The 17732-nt window shown below is 37.2% G+C and carries 18 protein-coding genes and 1 riboswitch; of the genes, 7 read left to right on the top strand and 11 right to left on the bottom strand.

Going from position 1 to position 17732, the window contains the following annotated elements; translation table 11 throughout:
- The first annotated feature begins 134 nt into the window (after positions 1 to 134).
- Together RCP16_RS13885 and RCP16_RS13880 are read left to right on the top strand one after the other, a co-directional pair.
- Complete coding sequence (locus tag RCP16_RS13885) at positions 135 to 302, top strand: hypothetical protein (RefSeq protein WP_308640560.1); 168 nt, start codon at positions 135 to 137, stop codon at positions 300 to 302.
- Positions 303 to 599: 297 nt separating this feature from the next.
- Positions 600 to 2201 carry a TolC family protein gene (locus RCP16_RS13880; RefSeq protein WP_308640559.1) on the top strand — a complete coding sequence of 534 codons (1602 nt, stop codon included), beginning with the start codon at positions 600 to 602 and terminating at the stop codon, positions 2199 to 2201.
- Positions 2202 to 2303: 102 nt separating this feature from the next.
- Here RCP16_RS13880 and RCP16_RS13875 read toward each other — a convergent pair whose 3' ends face one another.
- From RCP16_RS13875 to queC, 9 genes are all read right to left on the bottom strand, one after another.
- The gene (locus RCP16_RS13875; protein ID WP_308640558.1) at positions 2304 to 3560 is read right to left on the bottom strand and encodes an MFS transporter; all 1257 of its coding nucleotides are present in this window, start codon (positions 3558 to 3560) and stop codon (positions 2304 to 2306) included.
- A gap of 356 nt (positions 3561 to 3916) precedes the next feature.
- Positions 3917 to 4879: a S8 family peptidase gene (locus RCP16_RS13870; protein ID WP_308640557.1), complete on the bottom strand. Its 963-nt coding sequence runs from the start codon at positions 4877 to 4879 to the stop codon at positions 3917 to 3919.
- 342 nt (positions 4880 to 5221) lie between these two features.
- Positions 5222 to 5938 (bottom strand): acetolactate decarboxylase, encoded by a 717-nt coding sequence (gene budA / locus RCP16_RS13865; RefSeq protein ID WP_137220983.1) that lies wholly within the window; start codon positions 5936 to 5938, stop codon positions 5222 to 5224.
- A 78-nt stretch (positions 5939 to 6016) separates the two neighbouring features.
- Positions 6017 to 7735: an acetolactate synthase AlsS gene (alsS, locus tag RCP16_RS13860; RefSeq protein ID WP_308640556.1), complete on the bottom strand. Its 1719-nt coding sequence runs from the start codon at positions 7733 to 7735 to the stop codon at positions 6017 to 6019.
- A gap of 693 nt (positions 7736 to 8428) precedes the next feature.
- Complete coding sequence (locus RCP16_RS13855; RefSeq protein ID WP_308640555.1) at positions 8429 to 9751, bottom strand: hypothetical protein; 1323 nt, start codon at positions 9749 to 9751, stop codon at positions 8429 to 8431.
- Positions 9752 to 9956: 205 nt separating this feature from the next.
- A complete protein-coding gene (gene queF, locus RCP16_RS13850) occupies positions 9957 to 10454 on the bottom strand; it encodes a preQ(1) synthase (RefSeq protein ID WP_308640554.1) in 498 nt (165 codons plus the stop codon).
- Between the two features lie 87 nt (positions 10455 to 10541).
- Positions 10542 to 11435 carry a 7-carboxy-7-deazaguanine synthase QueE gene (gene queE / locus RCP16_RS13845; RefSeq protein ID WP_308640553.1) on the bottom strand — a complete coding sequence of 298 codons (894 nt, stop codon included), beginning with the start codon at positions 11433 to 11435 and terminating at the stop codon, positions 10542 to 10544.
- Positions 11432 to 11920 carry a 6-carboxytetrahydropterin synthase QueD gene (queD, locus tag RCP16_RS13840; RefSeq protein ID WP_069329138.1) on the bottom strand — a complete coding sequence of 163 codons (489 nt, stop codon included), beginning with the start codon at positions 11918 to 11920 and terminating at the stop codon, positions 11432 to 11434. Before queD ends, queE begins: the two co-directional genes overlap by 4 nt.
- Positions 11917 to 12603, bottom strand: coding sequence for a 7-cyano-7-deazaguanine synthase QueC (gene queC / locus RCP16_RS13835; RefSeq protein WP_308640552.1), 687 nt, complete (start codon positions 12601 to 12603; stop codon positions 11917 to 11919). Before queC ends, queD begins: the two co-directional genes overlap by 4 nt.
- Positions 12604 to 12878: 275 nt before the next feature.
- Positions 12879 to 12922: riboswitch (PreQ1 riboswitch) on the bottom strand.
- A 167-nt stretch (positions 12923 to 13089) separates the two neighbouring features.
- Between queC and fosB the strand changes: the two genes are divergently transcribed.
- The 5 genes from fosB to RCP16_RS13810 all read left to right on the top strand — a co-directional run bounded on the left by fosB (position 13090) and on the right by RCP16_RS13810 (position 16291).
- Positions 13090 to 13506, top strand: coding sequence for a metallothiol transferase FosB (gene fosB, locus RCP16_RS13830; RefSeq protein WP_308642487.1), 417 nt, complete (start codon positions 13090 to 13092; stop codon positions 13504 to 13506).
- A gap of 169 nt (positions 13507 to 13675) precedes the next feature.
- Positions 13676 to 14287, top strand: coding sequence for a VOC family protein (locus tag RCP16_RS13825; protein ID WP_308640551.1), 612 nt, complete (start codon positions 13676 to 13678; stop codon positions 14285 to 14287).
- 214 nt (positions 14288 to 14501) lie between these two features.
- Complete coding sequence (locus RCP16_RS13820; protein ID WP_308640550.1) at positions 14502 to 14852, top strand: DUF7674 family protein; 351 nt, start codon at positions 14502 to 14504, stop codon at positions 14850 to 14852.
- 280 nt (positions 14853 to 15132) lie between these two features.
- Entirely contained in the window at positions 15133 to 15429 is a 297-nt protein-coding gene (locus RCP16_RS13815; RefSeq protein WP_137220971.1) for a hypothetical protein, read from the top strand.
- A gap of 262 nt (positions 15430 to 15691) precedes the next feature.
- Positions 15692 to 16291 (top strand): hypothetical protein, encoded by a 600-nt coding sequence (locus RCP16_RS13810; protein ID WP_308640549.1) that lies wholly within the window; start codon positions 15692 to 15694, stop codon positions 16289 to 16291.
- A 69-nt stretch (positions 16292 to 16360) separates the two neighbouring features.
- Here the strand turns inward: RCP16_RS13810 and RCP16_RS13805 are convergent, their stop codons facing one another.
- A complete protein-coding gene (locus RCP16_RS13805) occupies positions 16361 to 17038 on the bottom strand; it encodes an AIM24 family protein (protein ID WP_137221427.1) in 678 nt (225 codons plus the stop codon).
- Between the two features lie 96 nt (positions 17039 to 17134).
- Positions 17135 to 17569 carry a hypothetical protein gene (locus RCP16_RS13800; protein WP_069326184.1) on the bottom strand — a complete coding sequence of 145 codons (435 nt, stop codon included), beginning with the start codon at positions 17567 to 17569 and terminating at the stop codon, positions 17135 to 17137.
- Positions 17570 to 17732 lie beyond the last annotated feature (163 nt).

Genomic DNA, 17732 nt, shown 5'->3' with positions numbered 1-17732 from the left:
GATTTGAAATGGATAAATTAAATCGGAGAGTGGATGCTTATTTTAATTGGAATCATATTGTGAATATTGTGTGACGGATGGTAAGATTGTAGTATCATAAGATATACAATATATGGAAGAGTAGGTGAGACACTGTGAAAACGACAGATCCTTACGATCCAGATCAGAGGAAGAATAATAGACCTAATCACAAACTTCATTATATAGATACGAAGCCTGCGATGATGAAGGAAAAAATACATCTTTCTATTGCTGCGTTTATTTTAGTAGGTGTAGTGGTCATATTGTTAGAGTGGACTTAGTCAAGCACACTATTATTTAATAATTTTATTTCAAAATAATGTTTAAACAAGGATTACGTATATGTCATTTAAGGTATATAATATAGAAGTAGGGTATTGGAACATTTATATAAGTAAGAAAGTGATTTTTTTCAACAGAACTTATTTATAATTATAAATGATTTATTGAATTGTAGTTGATTTATTTTGTTAGTAATGCTAAATTAATTTTATTAGCTATACTAAATGTTTTTGGCAGAGGCATTCATTTGAGATTGGAATTAGGGTTTTGAATATATGAAAAGAGGTAATTTGGATATGAAAAAAGGAATCGTCGGCGCTTCTCTTCTGGCTATGGTGCTTGTTGCATCACAACCATTAACAATGGCGCACGCTGCAGATGCAATCCCAACTCCAGTAGTGACAGACACAACAGCAACACCAGCATCACAATTAACGATCTCTGGAGCAGGCGAATTGAAAAAGCTTGATACTTTGGATCTAAATACAGTTATTAATTTAGCATTAAATGATTCATACAATCTAGCACTTCTTCAATTAAAATATAAAGTGTTGGATCAACAAAATGCGAGCTTAGGTGTGAACCTTGTTGATTTGAACAACAGTTTTAATATTCAAGCAGGTAATGGATCTCCTGTATTGCATGTTCCATCTGATAATAACAGTGGTACAGATTCAGGTGTAAATGGTGACGATCCACAAAGTGGTTCTGTTACTACGGTAAGTCCTGCATTAAAAGCAGCGAACACCGTTAGTGCTCAAGCAGATGAACCTACTCCAGCACCAACAACTGACAACAGCGGATCAGGATCTGCTGGTGCAGCTGCAACTGATCCTGCTGATCCCGCAGATCCTGGAACACCGGCTCCTGAACCATCCAAACCGGATCCAAGTGATGCTTATGAGCAACAATTGAAAGAACTTCAAAATGCTGTAGGTAAAATTTCCGATGGACTAAACAAAAGTGCAGCAGCTCAAAACACACAACTTGAAACTTCTCGTAAAACATTAGAGAAAAATATCAATAATTTGGATACCCAAAAAGAAAATACTGAACTTCAAATTAATGAAGCTAGAGAAGGCATCAAACTTGGAATGACAGGTCAATATGTACAGTTATTGGCAAGTCAAAAACAAGTCCAATTGTCTAAAGATTATATCGATGTATTGACTCGTGATGTACAACGTGCTCAGACATTACAATCTCTAGGATCAGGTACACAAGAAGATATCGATAAAGCTAATCGTGCTTTGTTAGCTGAAAAAGATAACTTAACGAATCTTGAAGATGCGTACCAAAAAGCGTTAATCACTATTTCTTTCGATCTAGGTATTGAATATAATCCAAATATTCAATTAACAGATATCGATGTAACTGTAGAACCAGTTGCTAAGAAAAATGTAGATAGTATCCTATCTTCTTCATACCAAGTACAGACGCTTGCTAATGGCATCGTTCAAGCTCAATGGGAAGAAGATAACCAAGATAAAAATGCAGCTAATAGCTTTGATGAGCAAGCAACCAAAGCAAATACTGAAATTGCTAGACAACAATTATCTCAAGGCAAAATAGATTTGGCTAAATCTATCGAATCCAGTTACACAGATGCAGATACAGCATACAAAAGTGTTGTAACAGCACAACGTACAGTAAGTGATGTAACATTGGATAATACCAATATGCAGATTCGTTACAATGCTGGTGTCGTAACAAAATATGATTTTGATAAATTCCAATATCAAGTGCATGTCGATCAAGTGAAACAAGACTTGGCTAAATTGCAATTCTATGTACAACAAGCTAAAGTACAAGCAATGGAAAATGGATATATTGCAGCTTCTTCTAGTTCTGCCGCTGCTGGTGCTTCCGGTGGCTCATCTGCTGCTAGTGCAGGCTAAATCAGTATTGTTTTCAAATAAAAGCCTATCCTTTTAGTACAGGATAGGCTTTTTCTTTTTTGCTTATTCAATTAAAATAAATCCTATACATATGATAGAGTACTAAGCTTCCGAAGCGCCTTCTGTCCATTCGCTTAATTTGCGATCAGAGGGAAGTAAGAATGTAATGACTCCAAGTAGTGGTAAAAAGCTGCATAACTGCATAACAGGTGATATACCAATTTTATCAATCCAGTTACCCACAACCAATGCACCAAGTCCGCCTAATCCAAAAGCAAGCCCTGTAATTAATCCAGATACGGTACCGATTTTGCCTGGAATCAACATTTGAGCATAGACGACAGTAACTGAAAAGCTAGAAATAAGAACAAAACCGATCACAGCTAGCAATACACCGCTCCAAAATAAATTAGCATAAGGCAGGATTAAAGCTAAAGGAGCAGAACCTGCCATGGATACAAAAATTAAATTTCGTTTACCAAAGCGATCAGCTAGTGTTCCACCAAAAAAAGTACCTAAAGCTCCAGCTGCTAAAAAAAGGAAAATATAAATCTGCGCATCGCCCACACTTAGTCCAAAACCTTCAATCAGATTAAAGCTATAATAACTTGCGATCGATGATGAATACCACGAACGTACAAATACAAGTGAAATCAAAATAATCATCGCAAAAGCTATTCGGTTTTTCAGCTCAGGACGTATTTTTCCAACGTTACGATGTTTTTTAGCAAAGCTTTCACTACGAATCGTGCGTCCATACCAGCGTGCAATAAAGATTTGCACAATAATACCTGCGGCTGCGACTCCTGTAAATCCGATAGCACCAAATTGACCATAAGGCACAAAGATCAAAGAAGTCAGCAGTGGAGCCAGTGATTGTCCTGCATTTCCACCGACTTGGAAAATAGATTGTGCTAATCCTCTTCGATTGCCTGCTGCCATGTGAGAAACTTTAGAACCTTCAGGGTGAAAAGTAGCAGAACCCAAGCCAACAAACACGACAGCTAATAAAACAGCAGAATAAGAACTTGCATAAGCAAGTAATAGCATTCCTGTAAACGTAAATCCCATTCCGATCGGTAACAATGCAGGCGTAGGGCGCTTATCTGAAAAGAGTCCTACAACAGGTTGCATAATCGAAGCGGTGAAGTTAATTGCAAAAGCGATCCAACCAATTTGCGTATAGCTAAGATTCATCGTTTCTTTCAAAATAGGAAAAATGGCTGGAATGACTGACTGCATCGAATCATTAAATAAATGAACAAGGGAGATCGCAAGTAAAACCCCGAATATGGTCTGATTCGCTGTAGAACCAGGAGAAGCATTGTTTATCTTTTTGGTGAGTGATGGCAACGACATGTTCGTAATACTCCTTTTTTCAGTATGATATACACGTTGTAACGCAAAAAAACCTTCTAGTTCATCACTAAAAAGGTACTGAGTCCAAAAAAGAATCACACGGCGATCATCTTTTCTGTCTCGGTCCCAAACAGGATCAGAGCAGAAAATAAGGTAAAGTCAGCTTGAATGGAAAATACATATGTATTGTATAGCTATTTGTAAAGCTAAAAGTACCATTCGGATCTACCGATATCGTCTTTTTATCAGTATATCAGAAATGACATACAGGTTCATTCTAGAAATCAAATAAAATAAAACGTATCTACATCTACAAGAAAGTAGACATAGATACGCAGAATATAGATCTGATGCATTTAAATATTGAGCAATCTAGCTATTGTTTGCGGTTTGAACAGTTTGGCAAGTTCTTCTTGAGCTGTTAGATAGACCATACCATTTCCTTCTAGACGAGGAGAATCACCGAGAGGAATCGTACGTTTGATCAATTGCGCATAAAGCTCAGGTTCTGTTAACTCTCGCTCAAAACTTTGATTTGCGATGACTTTGATCAATGCCATCGCACCGGAGACATGTGGAGTAGCCATAGACGTTCCGCTAAGTGTGGCATATTTGCCATCCAAATACGTAGATAATATATTTTCACCAGGGGCAACCAAATCTACTTCATTGTTAGAATTAGAAAATTCAGAAGACTGGCGGTTGAGGTTAATGGCACCTACACTAATGACTTCATTGTAGTAACCCGGATATCCGTATTCATCTGTATTTGAATCGTTATCACCTTCATTACCGGCAGCACAGATGACTAGAATATTGTTATTCACTGCTTTTTGAATCGCTTCATGTAATTCAGGCACATCCTCAGGGCCACCAAGCGACATCGAAATAATATCTACTTTTTGCTCAATAGCATATAGGATTCCATTGATAATCCAGTCGATTTGCCCGGAACCGTCTTTATTTAACACTTTTCCAATCAGTAAATTTACTTCTGGAGCTACACCGACAACACCTGTATTATTTTGAATGGCTGCAATTGTGCCCGCTACATGAGTACCATGACCATTATAATCTTCATAGATATCAGGGTGACTCTGATCATCGTCTGTAAAGTTACGCCCGTTGCGAATCCGTCCTTGCAGATCAGGATGATGAGTATCACAGCCTGTATCGAGGATAGCGATAGTGACACCTGCACCTTTGGTGATATCCCAGACCTTAGGCGCTTGAATCATTTCTACACCAGTAGGTGTTTCGGTGACCTGTTCTACATGAGCAATCACTTCATAAGGAATAATACGCATTTTACGTTCCATGTTTTGCCCTCCTTCAAATCATATCGGATCAGATCAACAACAATAAAGCTTGAAAGCTTACTTGCATGAACGAACGATAAAGTAGGACGGAAGTATGAATCAAAAGGATATATTCGAATATAGATACAGTGTAACAACAATACATCATCCAACACAGTTGCTATAGCCTTAGAAATACCATTTCTTTTATCAATAAATATACAAAAATTGTTAAAAAATGACGAATAAACATACAAAAAAAGAGCCTACCTATTCTTATTAAAAAGAAAGGTAGGCTTAGTATAGGGAGGGTATAACAGGTATTTCCTAAAAATATCATCAAACACTAAAAAGTGTGTTGATTTAATAAGCACCTTCAGCAGTCATGATATCGCGTTCCAAGTTCGGAGCTTCCAGATTAGCTTTTAAATAATCTTGATCATGTGGAAGAGCTAATTGAAAATCTTCACTGCTACATACTGAAATTGTGCAATGATCCACAATAAAGTCTAATACGTGACCACCACCATTACGTTCATCATTGATAAAGTGTAAGTGATATCCAGCCACACCAATACCTTGAGCAAATGCTGGTGTCCAGAAACCTGCAATCACTCCGCCTGTATTTGGAAAGTGGAAAGAAGGCTGTGACTTGGTCACTTCGATAAATGGTTTGTACGGTTTTTCTTGATGGGGAACGGTTCGTGTATTGACCTCACGGAACTGCCCATCAATACGAATCGCATGAAAAATATTAGGGCTCGCTAATAGATCATCTAATACTTTTTCCAATTGTTGACGGTTTAACGTACGATTGATTTGGAATGTTTTTTCCTCTTTGAAAAAAGTGACAGTAGAGAACGGTGTACTTTCTTCCATACCGACTTGTTTGGCACTACCATCTGGATAAAGATGATAAAATTTACCGTCAAAAGCAATCATTTCACCATCCAGTTGATGAAAAGTACCGATCCCAAAATCACCGTGTTTTTTGAGTTCACCAAAAGTGACTGAACCATCATACATACCACTGAGTAAAGCAATCATAGTTGAAGCTTGATAAATCACGTGATTTCCCATTTCGGTCTAGCTCCTTTTTTGAATAAAATCCAATCGATCTATTGTTCTAAATAAAAGATGTTTATCTCATAAGTCTAATTAGTTGATCGCATCCGGTAATAATTTCTCGCCTAATTTGATATTGTCTTGATAATCGATCGGTACATCAACTACAACAGGTCCTTGATGTGCCATCGCTTGGCGAAGTACACGTTCTAATTCTTCAGGTTTGTTAACTCGTAGCCCTAGAGCACCGAAGCTTTCAGCATATTTTACAATATCGACTTTACCGAAATCGACTCCGGAAGTACGACCGTATTTCATGACTTGTTGAAAAGCAACCATATCGTAAGCTCCATCACGCCATACAATATGCACCAGTGGAGTATTCAAACGGACAGCTGTTTCTAGTTCCATCGAAGAAAATAAGAATCCACCATCACCCGAAATCGAAATCACTTTCTCATTCGGACGAACCAATGAAGCACCAATCGCCCACGGCAGTGCCACGCCTAACGTCTGCATACCGTTACTGAACAATAGGCGACGAGGTTCGTAAGAACGGAAGTAACGTGCCATCCAAATGTAATGGGAGCCAACGTCGCAAGCCACAGTCACTTCGTCGCCGATCATCCCACGTAATGTTTTCATAAATTCTATCGGATGAACGAGATCAGGATGAGAGGAGTGGAATCCTTGACCGTCTTGTTCTAATTTGTGATGTAAGCGTGCAAGTACGTCAAGAGACTCGGCAGGAAGTCGCAACCCCTCCAAGTGTGTAGCTAAAGCTTGTATATTCAATGCAATATTACCGATCAATTCGCTTTGTGGTTGATAATAATGATCAATATCGGCTTTGCGATTATCTAGGTGGAACACCAATCGTTGGCCTTCTTGATTCCATAAATGAGGATCATATTCGATTGGATCATAGCCGACGGTAAGCACCAGATCAGATTGCTTGAGTAGTAGATCGCCCGGCTGATTACAGAACAATCCTACTCGGCCTAAAAAGTGTTTTTCCAGATCACGCGAAATCGCGCCTGCCGCTTGGAACGTTTCTACTACAGGAATATCGGTATCACGAATCAAATCACGAATCGCTTGCGTCACTTCGGGGCTACTTGCTTTCATCCCTAGTAAAATAACGGGTAATTTCGCTTTACGAATCGCTGAAGCTACTTCATCAATCAGATGAGTCGGTGCTGTACCCAATTGAGGAGTATGCATCGTATGGAAATTGAATTTTTTGGCTTCACTCACCAATACATCCATCGGTAGACTAACAAAAGCCGCGCCCGGTTGAGAAGCAGAAGCTTCACGGAAAGCATTCGTGATCGCTTCACCTACATTGTTAGGATGTTCGACTTCTACACTGTATTTGGTTATCGGTTCGAATAAGCCAGCATTATCCATCGATTGGTGAGTACGTTTGAGGCGATCTGTTCTGGAGACTGCACCTGCAAGAGCAACTACGGGATCACTTTCGGCATTTGCTGTCGCAAGCCCTGTGACTAGATTAGATGCGCCTGGACCTGAAGTCACTAGACATACACCAGGTTTCCCTGTTAAACGACCAATAGCGGCTGCCATAAAAGCAGCATTTTGTTCATGACGACATACGATTAATTCAGGACCTCGATCTTGTAGAACATCAAAAACGGCATCAATTTTGGCTCCTGGAATCCCAAATATATATTTAACCCCTTGAGCGATAAGGCTATCGACAACTACATCAGCACCTGTGGTTACCTTTGTTTTCGCTACGTCGGTTGGATTCGTTGTTTTAAGTTTGGTTTCTGTACTCAATCTGTCCATCTCCTTTTCTGTGTATGAAAATAATCATTTTCTTTTCTGTACTTTCTTGTAAGTATGGAAAAGAGTACATAATCTATTCTATTCCCAAATAAAGTAAAATCAACTGTTAAAATTTTAAGTATTTATATGGAAGCGATACCAGTAATTAATCTATGAACGATTTGAAAATCACAGAATATAATTATAACGAAATTTAAAATAACGCTTTCGTATCAATGTTTTGAAATAAGGAAAATGTATAAATACCAGATTGTTGATATAAAATTAAATGGAAATTAATGATTGAATAAGAAGTGAATAATTTCCAGATTAGAAATGCGGAGAAGATCATATGTAGGTCTATGACTGTAAGGATAGGGGTTCATTTGTAATTATAAGAATGATTTTTATATTAAAATTTTTGTATATGAAGAGGTAGCGGTAAAGGCATAAAACCAGATTGTTCATCTAGTTATTCCGACTAGATAGATGGGCTTTTATATGATTATGGAAGTAAGGCAGAGGATTAAAAGAGTAAAATTTAAAAATAATTTGGATTGAAAATATTTTTAGTATATTTTGTGAACATACAAAAAAGCTTCATCTCATTCACCAAGATGTGAAATAAAATAAAGCTTTTGGTGTACTAAATATTGAATATTATTTTGAAATAGTTAAGTAGTAAGATAGATATTTATTTCAAATCTATAGTTATTATTCTGGGTTATAATCTGCATCTTTTTCAGTAGAGCGATAATGATATGGATTAGCAACCTCGCTCATATTATCAAAAAGAGTTTGGAAATCTGCAATTCTCATGTCTATGCGAATATAAGCTTTCATTTCTTCATTGCTTATTTGCTCATGCGGAGACAAACTAGATGCTTCTTTAAGAAGATATATCGCTTCCCATACATCTGCTGGTACAGAAAATCCGATACCGTCTGCAATGATATCAATAATATCTTCTAAATTATCTATACTTGGAAAATCAGACTCAGAGTCTAAAGCATCATCGTAATCTTGATTGAATTGCGTAATTTCATCTTTTATATTTTGAAATACATTTTTATTTTGCCAATTTTTATTTTTTAAAATATCGTTTAACATATTTTCGATTTTTATGGCTGATTGTGCGAGAGTACCATTTTTAGTTCTTTCAACAGATGCTTTCATAAATTTAGTGGCCATATTTTTGCGATCTGCATAATGTGCTCTATATACTTGTACCATATTGCCGGTATCTCCCATATGCAATTTATCTTGAGTAAATGGAAATTGATCATCATCTCTTATATGGTCAATACCGGGTATGTTTTTCATATAAGTGTTAGCATTTATTTCGTTTATCCCCATATCTGCAAAGTAAATTGAACTAAATTTTTCGAGTAAATCACCTTGAACAGAACGACCAGGTAACTTTTTGTTTTTTTCTTTAACTTTTGCTTGATACTTTGTATACAGATCATCGTATATTTCTTGTTGATTCGGATCAAATTCATCTGCTTCAAAGTCTGAATCTTCATTATCTTCATCGGTGTTGGTGTGATCTTCTTCAATATTCATTTTTGTTGACTCTTGCTCAATAGTATGAAGCTGGTTAAACCAAGTATCAGGATTAATAGGATTATTTTTATTTTTTTCATATTCTAAACGGCTAAAAGTTGTCCTCAGCTGATTCAGGTCATTGTCGTCTAGTTTCCAGATATTTTCGTTCATATTGTGTTTAATCAAATTAAATTCTTCTTCAGTAATATTGTCCCAATTAACAGGAACTTCTTCACCTGTCTTAGTATCTATTATGCGCTGAATCGTTTCTTTAGAAGTAGATAGTTGATTTTTTAAAGTTAATTTTTTTAGATGCTGATTTCCTAAAATTTTTTGCAATTGTAGTATAGATACATGTGGACTTGAACTAGATTTAGAATATGAAGTTTTGGAAATTGATGCAGAGGTTGTTGGTGTTTTCTTTGTATCATCATAACTAAAATGAGTTGAACTTACAGCTCTCGAAAAAAGATCACTCTTTCTTTTCAATTCGATCACTACCTTTCATTGTGAAATCATTGAAGCTAGTATACAAATACAAACAGTTATTAGTAATTATAATTTACTTTAATATAACAAATTCCCCAAAATGAAGTGAGTAATTTTTTCGGTTGGTGTGCTTAATATAAAATTTGATTCAAATCATAAAAAAGCTAATGCTGGTTAGCATTAGCTTAAGTATAACTTTTAGGTTTTAACGATTATCGATCGTCTCAGGGTACATATCATGATTCATCATACGGTGTTCAGCCATTTGCTCGTATTTCGTTCCGGGCTTACCATAATTGGTATATGGATCAATAGAAATCCCGCCGCGTGGCGTAAATTTACCCCAGACTTCGATATAACGAGGATTCATTAATTTAACAAGGTCATTCAAAATGATATTCATACAGTCCTCATGGAAATCACCATGATTGCGGAAGCTAAATAGGTATAGCTTGAGTGACTTGCTTTCTACCATTTTCTGATCAGGGATATAACTAATATAAATCGTTGCAAAGTCAGGTTGTCCTGTAATCGGGCAAAGGCTTGTAAATTCAGGGCAGTTAAACTTAACGAAGTAATCACGATATGGATGTTTATTATCAAAATTTTCAAGAATACTTGGATCGTATTCAAAATTGTATTTGGTTCCTTGATTGCCAAGCAGTGTTAAATCTTGCATTTCATCGGGTTGTCTTCCGGACATAGAAATTAATCTCCTCTAAATATATAGTTACTTTCATCGTACTTCTTCTAGCGTTTTACGCGAAAAAATAGGGTATATCATGTTCTGCTAAACGCCGCGCTTATTGCCCCATACCAGAGTGTGCAATTGCGGTAAAATACGAGCATCGTTAAAAGCAGGCATATCCATCGCTTGATCAATCAGCCACTCATAATGCTTCAATAAAGAAGCTGCAATCTGATCATCGGCACTGGTCACATCAGGATTACCTGTCTGTAAATAAAGCAGTACATTTGGATAACGTAGATGCACTTTCTCTGCATAAGCCAGATCCTGTTCATCAAAGATCACGACTTTGAGGCTAAACGAATGAGCAAACTGTGATGTTCCCGCATAAGAAAGAGGTGCTTCTTGTGCTTGCGCTGTATAGCGACTGATCTGATTGTGCTCCAGACGGCGAATAATATCGTCTAACATCTCAAAATTAGTGGTCATTCCAGAACTTGGTGGCTTCGGTGAAATGGTGACTTCATTAATATCAGTCAACCAATCTTGCCATTTGGAACCTTGTGTTTCGACTGCGGTACGAATCCCTTTTTCACTTAGCAATTGTACAAGTTGTCCCAATTGAGGAAGCAGAGCAGGGTTACCGCCTGAAATCGTGACATGGTTAAAACGATCTCCACCAATGTCAAACAATTGAGCATACACTTCTTCAGCACTTAGACGCATAATCTGATCTTTGGCACTACCATCCCATGTAAAAGCAGAATCGCACCAGCTACAACGATAATCACAACCAGCCGTACGGACAAACATTGTTTTTTGCCCGATCACCATTCCTTCACCTTGAACGGTAGGTCCAAAAATCTCAAGTACTGGAATCGGAGCGATTTTCGGTGTATGAGGGTGTTCGGAATGATCATGATTATCTGTATCTGAACCTGCTAATTGATTGGCTTTGGCGATTTGTTCCGCATTCACTTTAAATGTTGTACTCATGCTTGCATCCACTCCCGTCTTGCTTCTGCATAACTGGTTGGTGTCTCATACAATTGTACAAATTCTACACGTCCGCCTTCGACTTGCCCTGCATAAGGTTCGCTTTGCAGTGCTAATTCCATTTGTTCATATAACCACACGACCATATTTTCAGCCGTTGTATTCATTGGAGGCAACGTTTCATTGAGATAGCGGTGATCAAGAAAAGGCTCAATATGAGCTTTCCAGATGTTTTTGATATCCCCAAAATCGACTACGATCCCGTTATCACTAGGGATACCGCTAATACCAAAAATCACTCGATACGTATGACCATGCAAATTCATACATTTGCCGTCATAAGCATGTAAATGATGCGCTGCATCAAAGGTAAACTCTTTATTGACAAGCACCCGTCTACGATGGTAGCGGAGCTGTTCGTGTTGAATATCTGTACCATACTGTTGCAACTTCTCGACGATACGGAAAGGTCCCGGTTGATTCATCGACGTGCACCTTCAGTAGAGTCATTAGATTGTTCACGTTCTGCAAGATAACGATCCAGTCCAGCTTGACGTAATTTACAAGCAGGGCATTCTCCACAACCGGAGCCTACAATACCGTTATAGCAAGTTAACGTTTTTTCACGTACATAATCAAAAGCACCTAATTGATCTGCCATTTCCCATGTTTGAGCTTTATCGAGCCACATCAAAGGAGTATGAATAACAAATTGGTGATCCATCGACAGATTTAACGTTACATTGAGTGATTTAACAAAAATATCGCGACAATCTGGATATCCGCTAAAATCGGTCTCACAGACACCGGTAATGATATGACGTGCTCCTTTTTGTTTGGCCATAATCGAAGCAAAACTCAAAAACAACAAATTACGTCCATCAACAAATGTGCTTGGTAATTCGCCTTCTTCGTGGGTAATATCAATATCCGAACGAGTCAATGCATTAGGAGCCAGTTGATTGAGTAGACTCATATCGAGAATCGTCTGCTCAACACCTAATTCTTGTGCAATTTGAGTCGCTACTTCGATCTCTGCACTATGGCGTTGACCGTAGTTAAAAGTCACCACTTCTACTTCAGCAAATTGCTCTTTTGCCCAGAACAAACAGGTTGTACTATCTTGGCCACCACTGAAAACGACGACCGCTTTTTCATTTTTAAGCATAAAAAAATCTCTCCATTTCCTTAAAGGGATATCAAGACATTAGAATGAGGATCACTTGGTTAGAAAAGAAGAAGCATGTATTTCTTTACTAGCGATACACTATGTATCTATAGTAAAAAAAGATCGGCTATATTCTGATCTGTAAAGTGTTCAACACACTATATCTTGTCGTCCTTCGGGAAGAAGAGAGTTCCATGAACCTATCCAACAAAAAACAAACCTCATATCAATGCTAAAAAAGACAGAGTCTTCTTTTGAAATACACGCATTGATCAGGATTGATAGTTTTTTATAGAGGGAGTTCGCGAACCTCTCCCGTGTTGCTCTGTACAGAACTACGATTTCTACTTATATAAAGAAGAAAGGAGTCTGATCAAGTACAACTACGGATTATCTTCTGTTCAGGATAAAACTTGAAAAACTGCTTCGTTAGTATAGCATATTTGTAGACAATGATGCATGATTAGAACTAAATAATTTATAAAGATATTGAAGGAGGTTAAGCTTATTATTCACGATATAGGACATATTACCTTTTCGGTAGCTGATATAGAGCGTGCGATGACTTTTTATATTAATGTATTCGCTGTTCAGCCGTTACTGGTTAAACCAAAGACTGTTTATTTTGAAATAGCCGGTATTTGGTTAGCATTGAATCTACAAGAAGACATACCAAGACAAGAGATTCATCAGTCATATACTCATATTGCTTTTTCAGCAAAAGAAAAAGATTTAGATGCTTTACGAGCTAGACTTCAAAGAGCAGGTGCAATAATAGAAGAAGGACGACAGCGTAATCCAGAAGGAGAAGGACAATCCATCTATTTCCGCGATCCCGATGGACATTTACTAGAGTTCCATACAGGGACGTTAGAACAACGATTGGATTATTATCGAAAATAACTAATAAAACAGAAAGAAGAGATAGCACTTTTTAATTAATCTTATTTAATAGTGGATGAGAGTTATAGTTGAATTGCTCAAATAAACAGAAGGATTTTAAAATAAAGAATGAACACTATGAATGCCATAGGTTTGATTTTAAAATTTGTATAGGATTAGGTGAATGGCAATGAAATACATATGTGCTGTATGTGGATATGATCAATTGGATGAACCACAATGGGAAGGTGATGCTCCAAGTTATGAGATATGTCCTTGTTGCTTTTTTCAAGCAGGGTTCGATGATGATGGAGCTAGTGAGCCTGTGACTGTCGAAGAATATCGTAAAAGTTGGTTAAGGTATAAGGGTACATGGGCTAACTTTCTTATACGCAGACCAGAAAATTGGAATTTGAGAGAACAATTAAAAAATATTAATGTGGATTTAGATAAAGAGGATAAGCCTGTTATTCGTAGTATAGGACATATCACTTTTTCTGTAGCAGATATGGAGCGTGCAGTAACTTTCTACATTGACATTTTTGGCGTACAGCCTTTATTAGTGAGACCCAAGACAGCTTATTTTGAAAGTGCAGGAATTTGGTGGACATTAAATCTGCAAGAGAATATTACAAGACAAGATATTCAACCGTCTTATACTCATATTGCTTTTTCGGTAAAAGAAGAAGATATGGAAACTCTACAAGCAAGATTGTTAAAAGCAGGTGCAACCATAGAGGAGAGTCATCAGCATAATCCAAATGGAGAAAGAAATTCTATCTACTTCCGTGATCCTGATTGACATTTACTAGAGTTCCATACAGGAACACTAGAACAACAATTGGATTATTATCGAACATAACTAAAAAGATGCCCTGATTAAAAGGACAAAATTGTACTAGAACTTTACAAAAATTAATAGAAGATAATCTTTTAAATAATAAAGACAAAGAAATTGCCAAAGTACTTTATGGATATTTGTAAAAGCCTTAAATGGGAATTGAGGAGTGAATGATTTGTTATATACAGAAATAATCCCAAAATTATTATCAGAAATACCACAAGTCAGATCTAAATATTGTGAAGAAATGGAATGGTTAGAAGAAGATTTGCCGCATGTTATTTTTGGATTAGTTGTTACACCTTTTATAATAGAATCATTGAAGAATAAATTGAATTTAAGTTTGATCTTTAATTTTCTAGAAGAAATGGCTACAAGTAACGAACAAGTTCAAGAAGTTTTACTTTTGTCTATTTTAGATTCTTTAATATTAGAAGAAAGAAACTTGCTAGATTTTGCTAAAACACAAATGGGAGAATATACAAAAACACTTTGTGAAAATGCAGAAAAAAGCTATGGCTTTTGAACGAAAAATTTTTGAATAATAGGCTTAGTAGAATGGAACTTTAATTGCTCGAAAAATAATTATAAAAGTACCCAACTGGAATAAGATTGTTGGAGTGGAAGGAAAAGGATTATAGATGAGTTCAATCCAAGAACAGCCTATTGGAAAATGTTGTGTATGCTCACAAGGTTGGATTATCGTTGTTAAAGAAGTTTTCGATATAGGTTGGTCTAAATATATTGATCAAACCATGTTACAATAAAACAAACAACTGATTTTCATCAATAAAGGAGAATACACAATGAATATCACGATACGTAATGCTCAATTGGAGCAAGTGCCTGAGCCAGACAAAGGCTATATTGGCAAAGTAGAATTAGTCGTCGAGGGGCATGCTGAACCGTATGAAGTAACTCTGTTCACCAAGCGTGGCAAAGAGTGGGATTATAGCTTGCACTTTCTAAATGAACCGGGCAAAGAAGAAGAAATTCTGGCGCTGGAAACACTTATTAGTGAAGATGATGATACGTTCGATCGTATTATTGATGCAGTTTGGGATTTCTATGAAGCGAATGAAGAACATTCAACTTCTGAGTAAATGATATAAACCATACTGAAAAGTAGCTGGTATCCGTCATGGTTAGACAGGATATTAGCTATTTTTTGTTGTTTTTACATGAAAAGGAGTTATAAGACTTGGCGTAAAGGGTTATTATAGGATAATATGCAAATGAAGAATACTGTACTCTTCATATATCTAACAACAGAAAGTAGGAATTCCAGGCCGCATGATTTCATGCCGCATTGATTGCACACATCGTAGCTGATTATAGACACAACAGATCGAAGGGAGATGTATGATGATCGGTTTTTTTCGCAATAAAACAGTACCTTTAGCAGATCAATGGACACGCCTCAAAGAAGCAGGAATTACAGTAAATGAGGGAATCAGTCTCGAACATTTAATGAATGGTCAAGATAAAGCGTGGTTTGAAGAAAAGCCTTATGTGCATCTATTAATTGCACTCGGAGGTCAGACATTGATCGAGGAAGAGTGGGTTAATCATACAAACAATATTTGGTATGTGGATCTCAAAGCTGTAGATAATACAGATATTTATACTCAACTGGCTGAACGTATGGTTCAAATGACAGACGGAGCGCTTGAAATGAAGCATATTCGTAGTTGTGTGGATCATGAGAAGCGTAACGTATTGTTTTCTTTTATCTATCATGGAGAACGTATCGAATGGAATTTGGAATATAAGAATGAATGGATTGATAAAAGCTTTTTCGATTATATAATTGCGCTTGATCGCAAACGTAATCCTGAAAAACAATTTGTAGCTAGTCCACAAGACCATCATCTATTAATAGCGTATATTGATCAGAAGCAGTTCAAACAGCTCAATAAATGGGTCAAACCGGAGTTCGAATTATGGGATAATGGAGCTCGGTAATGACAAAATGGATCGACTGGCTACCTGATTGGATAAGGTATGCTAATCGATCCATTTTTGTATAGTGGATTATTTGATAAAAATGCCTCCAAAAGGAATCACTTCACGCAATACACGTTTGAATAATCCATCTCCTTGCAAATGCTTTTCCAATTCACCGCTATCGTGTCCGCTTTGGATCAGTACGGAGCCACTACCAATCATCTGCCATTGATAATGCATATGTTGACTGGCAAGGTGGTTACCATAGACACTTAGCTTCAATTGAGCATTTTCTGGATAGGCAAGTAGACTACGAGCATCAACATACAGTGGTTCTGTAGGATGAAGTTTCATTTCCACCACAGCCCCTTTAGTCAAAATACCAATCTCACCTTCACCGCTAAATTTAACTTTGATGGCATCACGAGTAATCAGCATATTTTTGAATTGTAACAGTCGGGTCTGCATTTTGATACCATCGGTATAATAAAATAAATGACGAAAATCATAGAGCAGATCACTGCCACCACTAATCGGAATAGGCATTAGATTAAAGCCAGGCGGAAGAGAAGCAATAAAGCGACAGGCTCCTGTAAAATCGGCTCGAATCAGATTCCGTTTGCGGTACATGCCTTTGACATCCATAAAGCGATCGCTACGTCCTCCAGAAGGACCGGTATAAGCAATTACTTGTCCGGGATGCAGCATATGCAGTTTTTCAGCTTCACCGAGTACGATCGTAACCGCTTGACCGGACGCGGGCATTTTAGTTGATTGTTGCCATTCCAATTGCAAAAGGATTCCTCCTGAAATGTATACTCAAATTTGTACGGGCAGATAGGATGATCTATTCTATCGTTGTTAACGACGACGTAAGCCAAAGCGGATCAGACGGGTAGATACAAAGAAAAGGACGACTATCCCTATAGCAGTAAAGACTAATGCTTTCCAAAAGCGAGCGCTTTGTGCACGATTAGCTTCAGATTGTTTGAGTTGTTCTACTGTTTGAGCAAGTAGAGCATTTTGTTCAGCCAAACGAGCATTTTCTTCGCGATACGATTCTATATTGGATTGCGCTTGGTTAAGTTGAGTCTGAGCTTGATCGAGCTTGTTGAGTGCTTGATCATAGCCTTCTTTTAACTGATTGACTTCCTGGGGCAAATTCGTAAAAGTCTCAATCCCATTTTTGTAGTCTTCCCACCAACCTGCATGGGCCATTGTCTGACTGCTGAATACTCCAGACAATACTAACAATAAGACCAAAAATGTGCGTAACGGTTGAGTCCTTTTTGACATCGTAATCCCCCTTCCATATAAATAGCTATTGTGTACCTATTCATCATAATAGATATACCCTAATATTACATGGTTTAGATACAAAAATACATTTTGATCTGTACTTTATCATGTATTCCAAAGAAAAATAGTAGAAAAGTACAGATCAAATGTTTAGGTTGGA

Origin of the sequence: Paenibacillus nuruki, from assembly GCF_963311185.1 — a bacterium.
GTDB classification, from domain to species: Bacteria; Bacillota; Bacilli; order Paenibacillales; family Paenibacillaceae; genus Saccharibacillus; species Saccharibacillus nuruki.
The sequence above is the reverse complement of the archived record's forward strand: the minus strand, read 5'-3'. Positions and strand labels throughout refer to the sequence as shown.

Excerpts from the sequence above, each read along its gene's own strand:
- RCP16_RS13810 (WP_308640549.1), top strand. The coding sequence starts at position 15,692 with ATGATCGGTTTTTTTCGCAATAAAACAGTACCTTTAGCAGATCAATGG.
- RCP16_RS13825 (WP_308640551.1), top strand. The coding sequence starts at position 13,676 with ATGAAATACATATGTGCTGTATGTGGATATGATCAATTGGATGAACCA.
- RCP16_RS13870 (WP_308640557.1), bottom strand. The coding sequence starts at position 4,879 with ATGGAACGTAAAATGCGTATTATTCCTTATGAAGTGATTGCTCATGTA.
- RCP16_RS13800 (WP_069326184.1), bottom strand. The coding sequence starts at position 17,569 with ATGTCAAAAAGGACTCAACCGTTACGCACATTTTTGGTCTTATTGTTA.
- queE (WP_308640553.1), bottom strand. The coding sequence starts at position 11,435 with ATGAGTACAACATTTAAAGTGAATGCGGAACAAATCGCCAAAGCCAAT.
- queD (WP_069329138.1), bottom strand. The coding sequence starts at position 11,920 with ATGAATCAACCGGGACCTTTCCGTATCGTCGAGAAGTTGCAACAGTAT.
- RCP16_RS13880 (WP_308640559.1), top strand. The coding sequence starts at position 600 with ATGAAAAAAGGAATCGTCGGCGCTTCTCTTCTGGCTATGGTGCTTGTT.
- alsS (WP_308640556.1), bottom strand. The coding sequence starts at position 7,735 with ATGGACAGATTGAGTACAGAAACCAAACTTAAAACAACGAATCCAACC.
- queC (WP_308640552.1), bottom strand. The coding sequence starts at position 12,603 with ATGCTTAAAAATGAAAAAGCGGTCGTCGTTTTCAGTGGTGGCCAAGAT.
- RCP16_RS13805 (WP_137221427.1), bottom strand. The coding sequence starts at position 17,038 with ATGCCCGCGTCCGGTCAAGCGGTTACGATCGTACTCGGTGAAGCTGAA.
- RCP16_RS13815 (WP_137220971.1), top strand. The coding sequence starts at position 15,133 with ATGAATATCACGATACGTAATGCTCAATTGGAGCAAGTGCCTGAGCCA.
- budA (WP_137220983.1), bottom strand. The coding sequence starts at position 5,938 with ATGGGAAATCACGTGATTTATCAAGCTTCAACTATGATTGCTTTACTC.
- RCP16_RS13875 (WP_308640558.1), bottom strand. The coding sequence starts at position 3,560 with ATGTCGTTGCCATCACTCACCAAAAAGATAAACAATGCTTCTCCTGGT.
- queF (WP_308640554.1), bottom strand. The coding sequence starts at position 10,454 with ATGTCCGGAAGACAACCCGATGAAATGCAAGATTTAACACTGCTTGGC.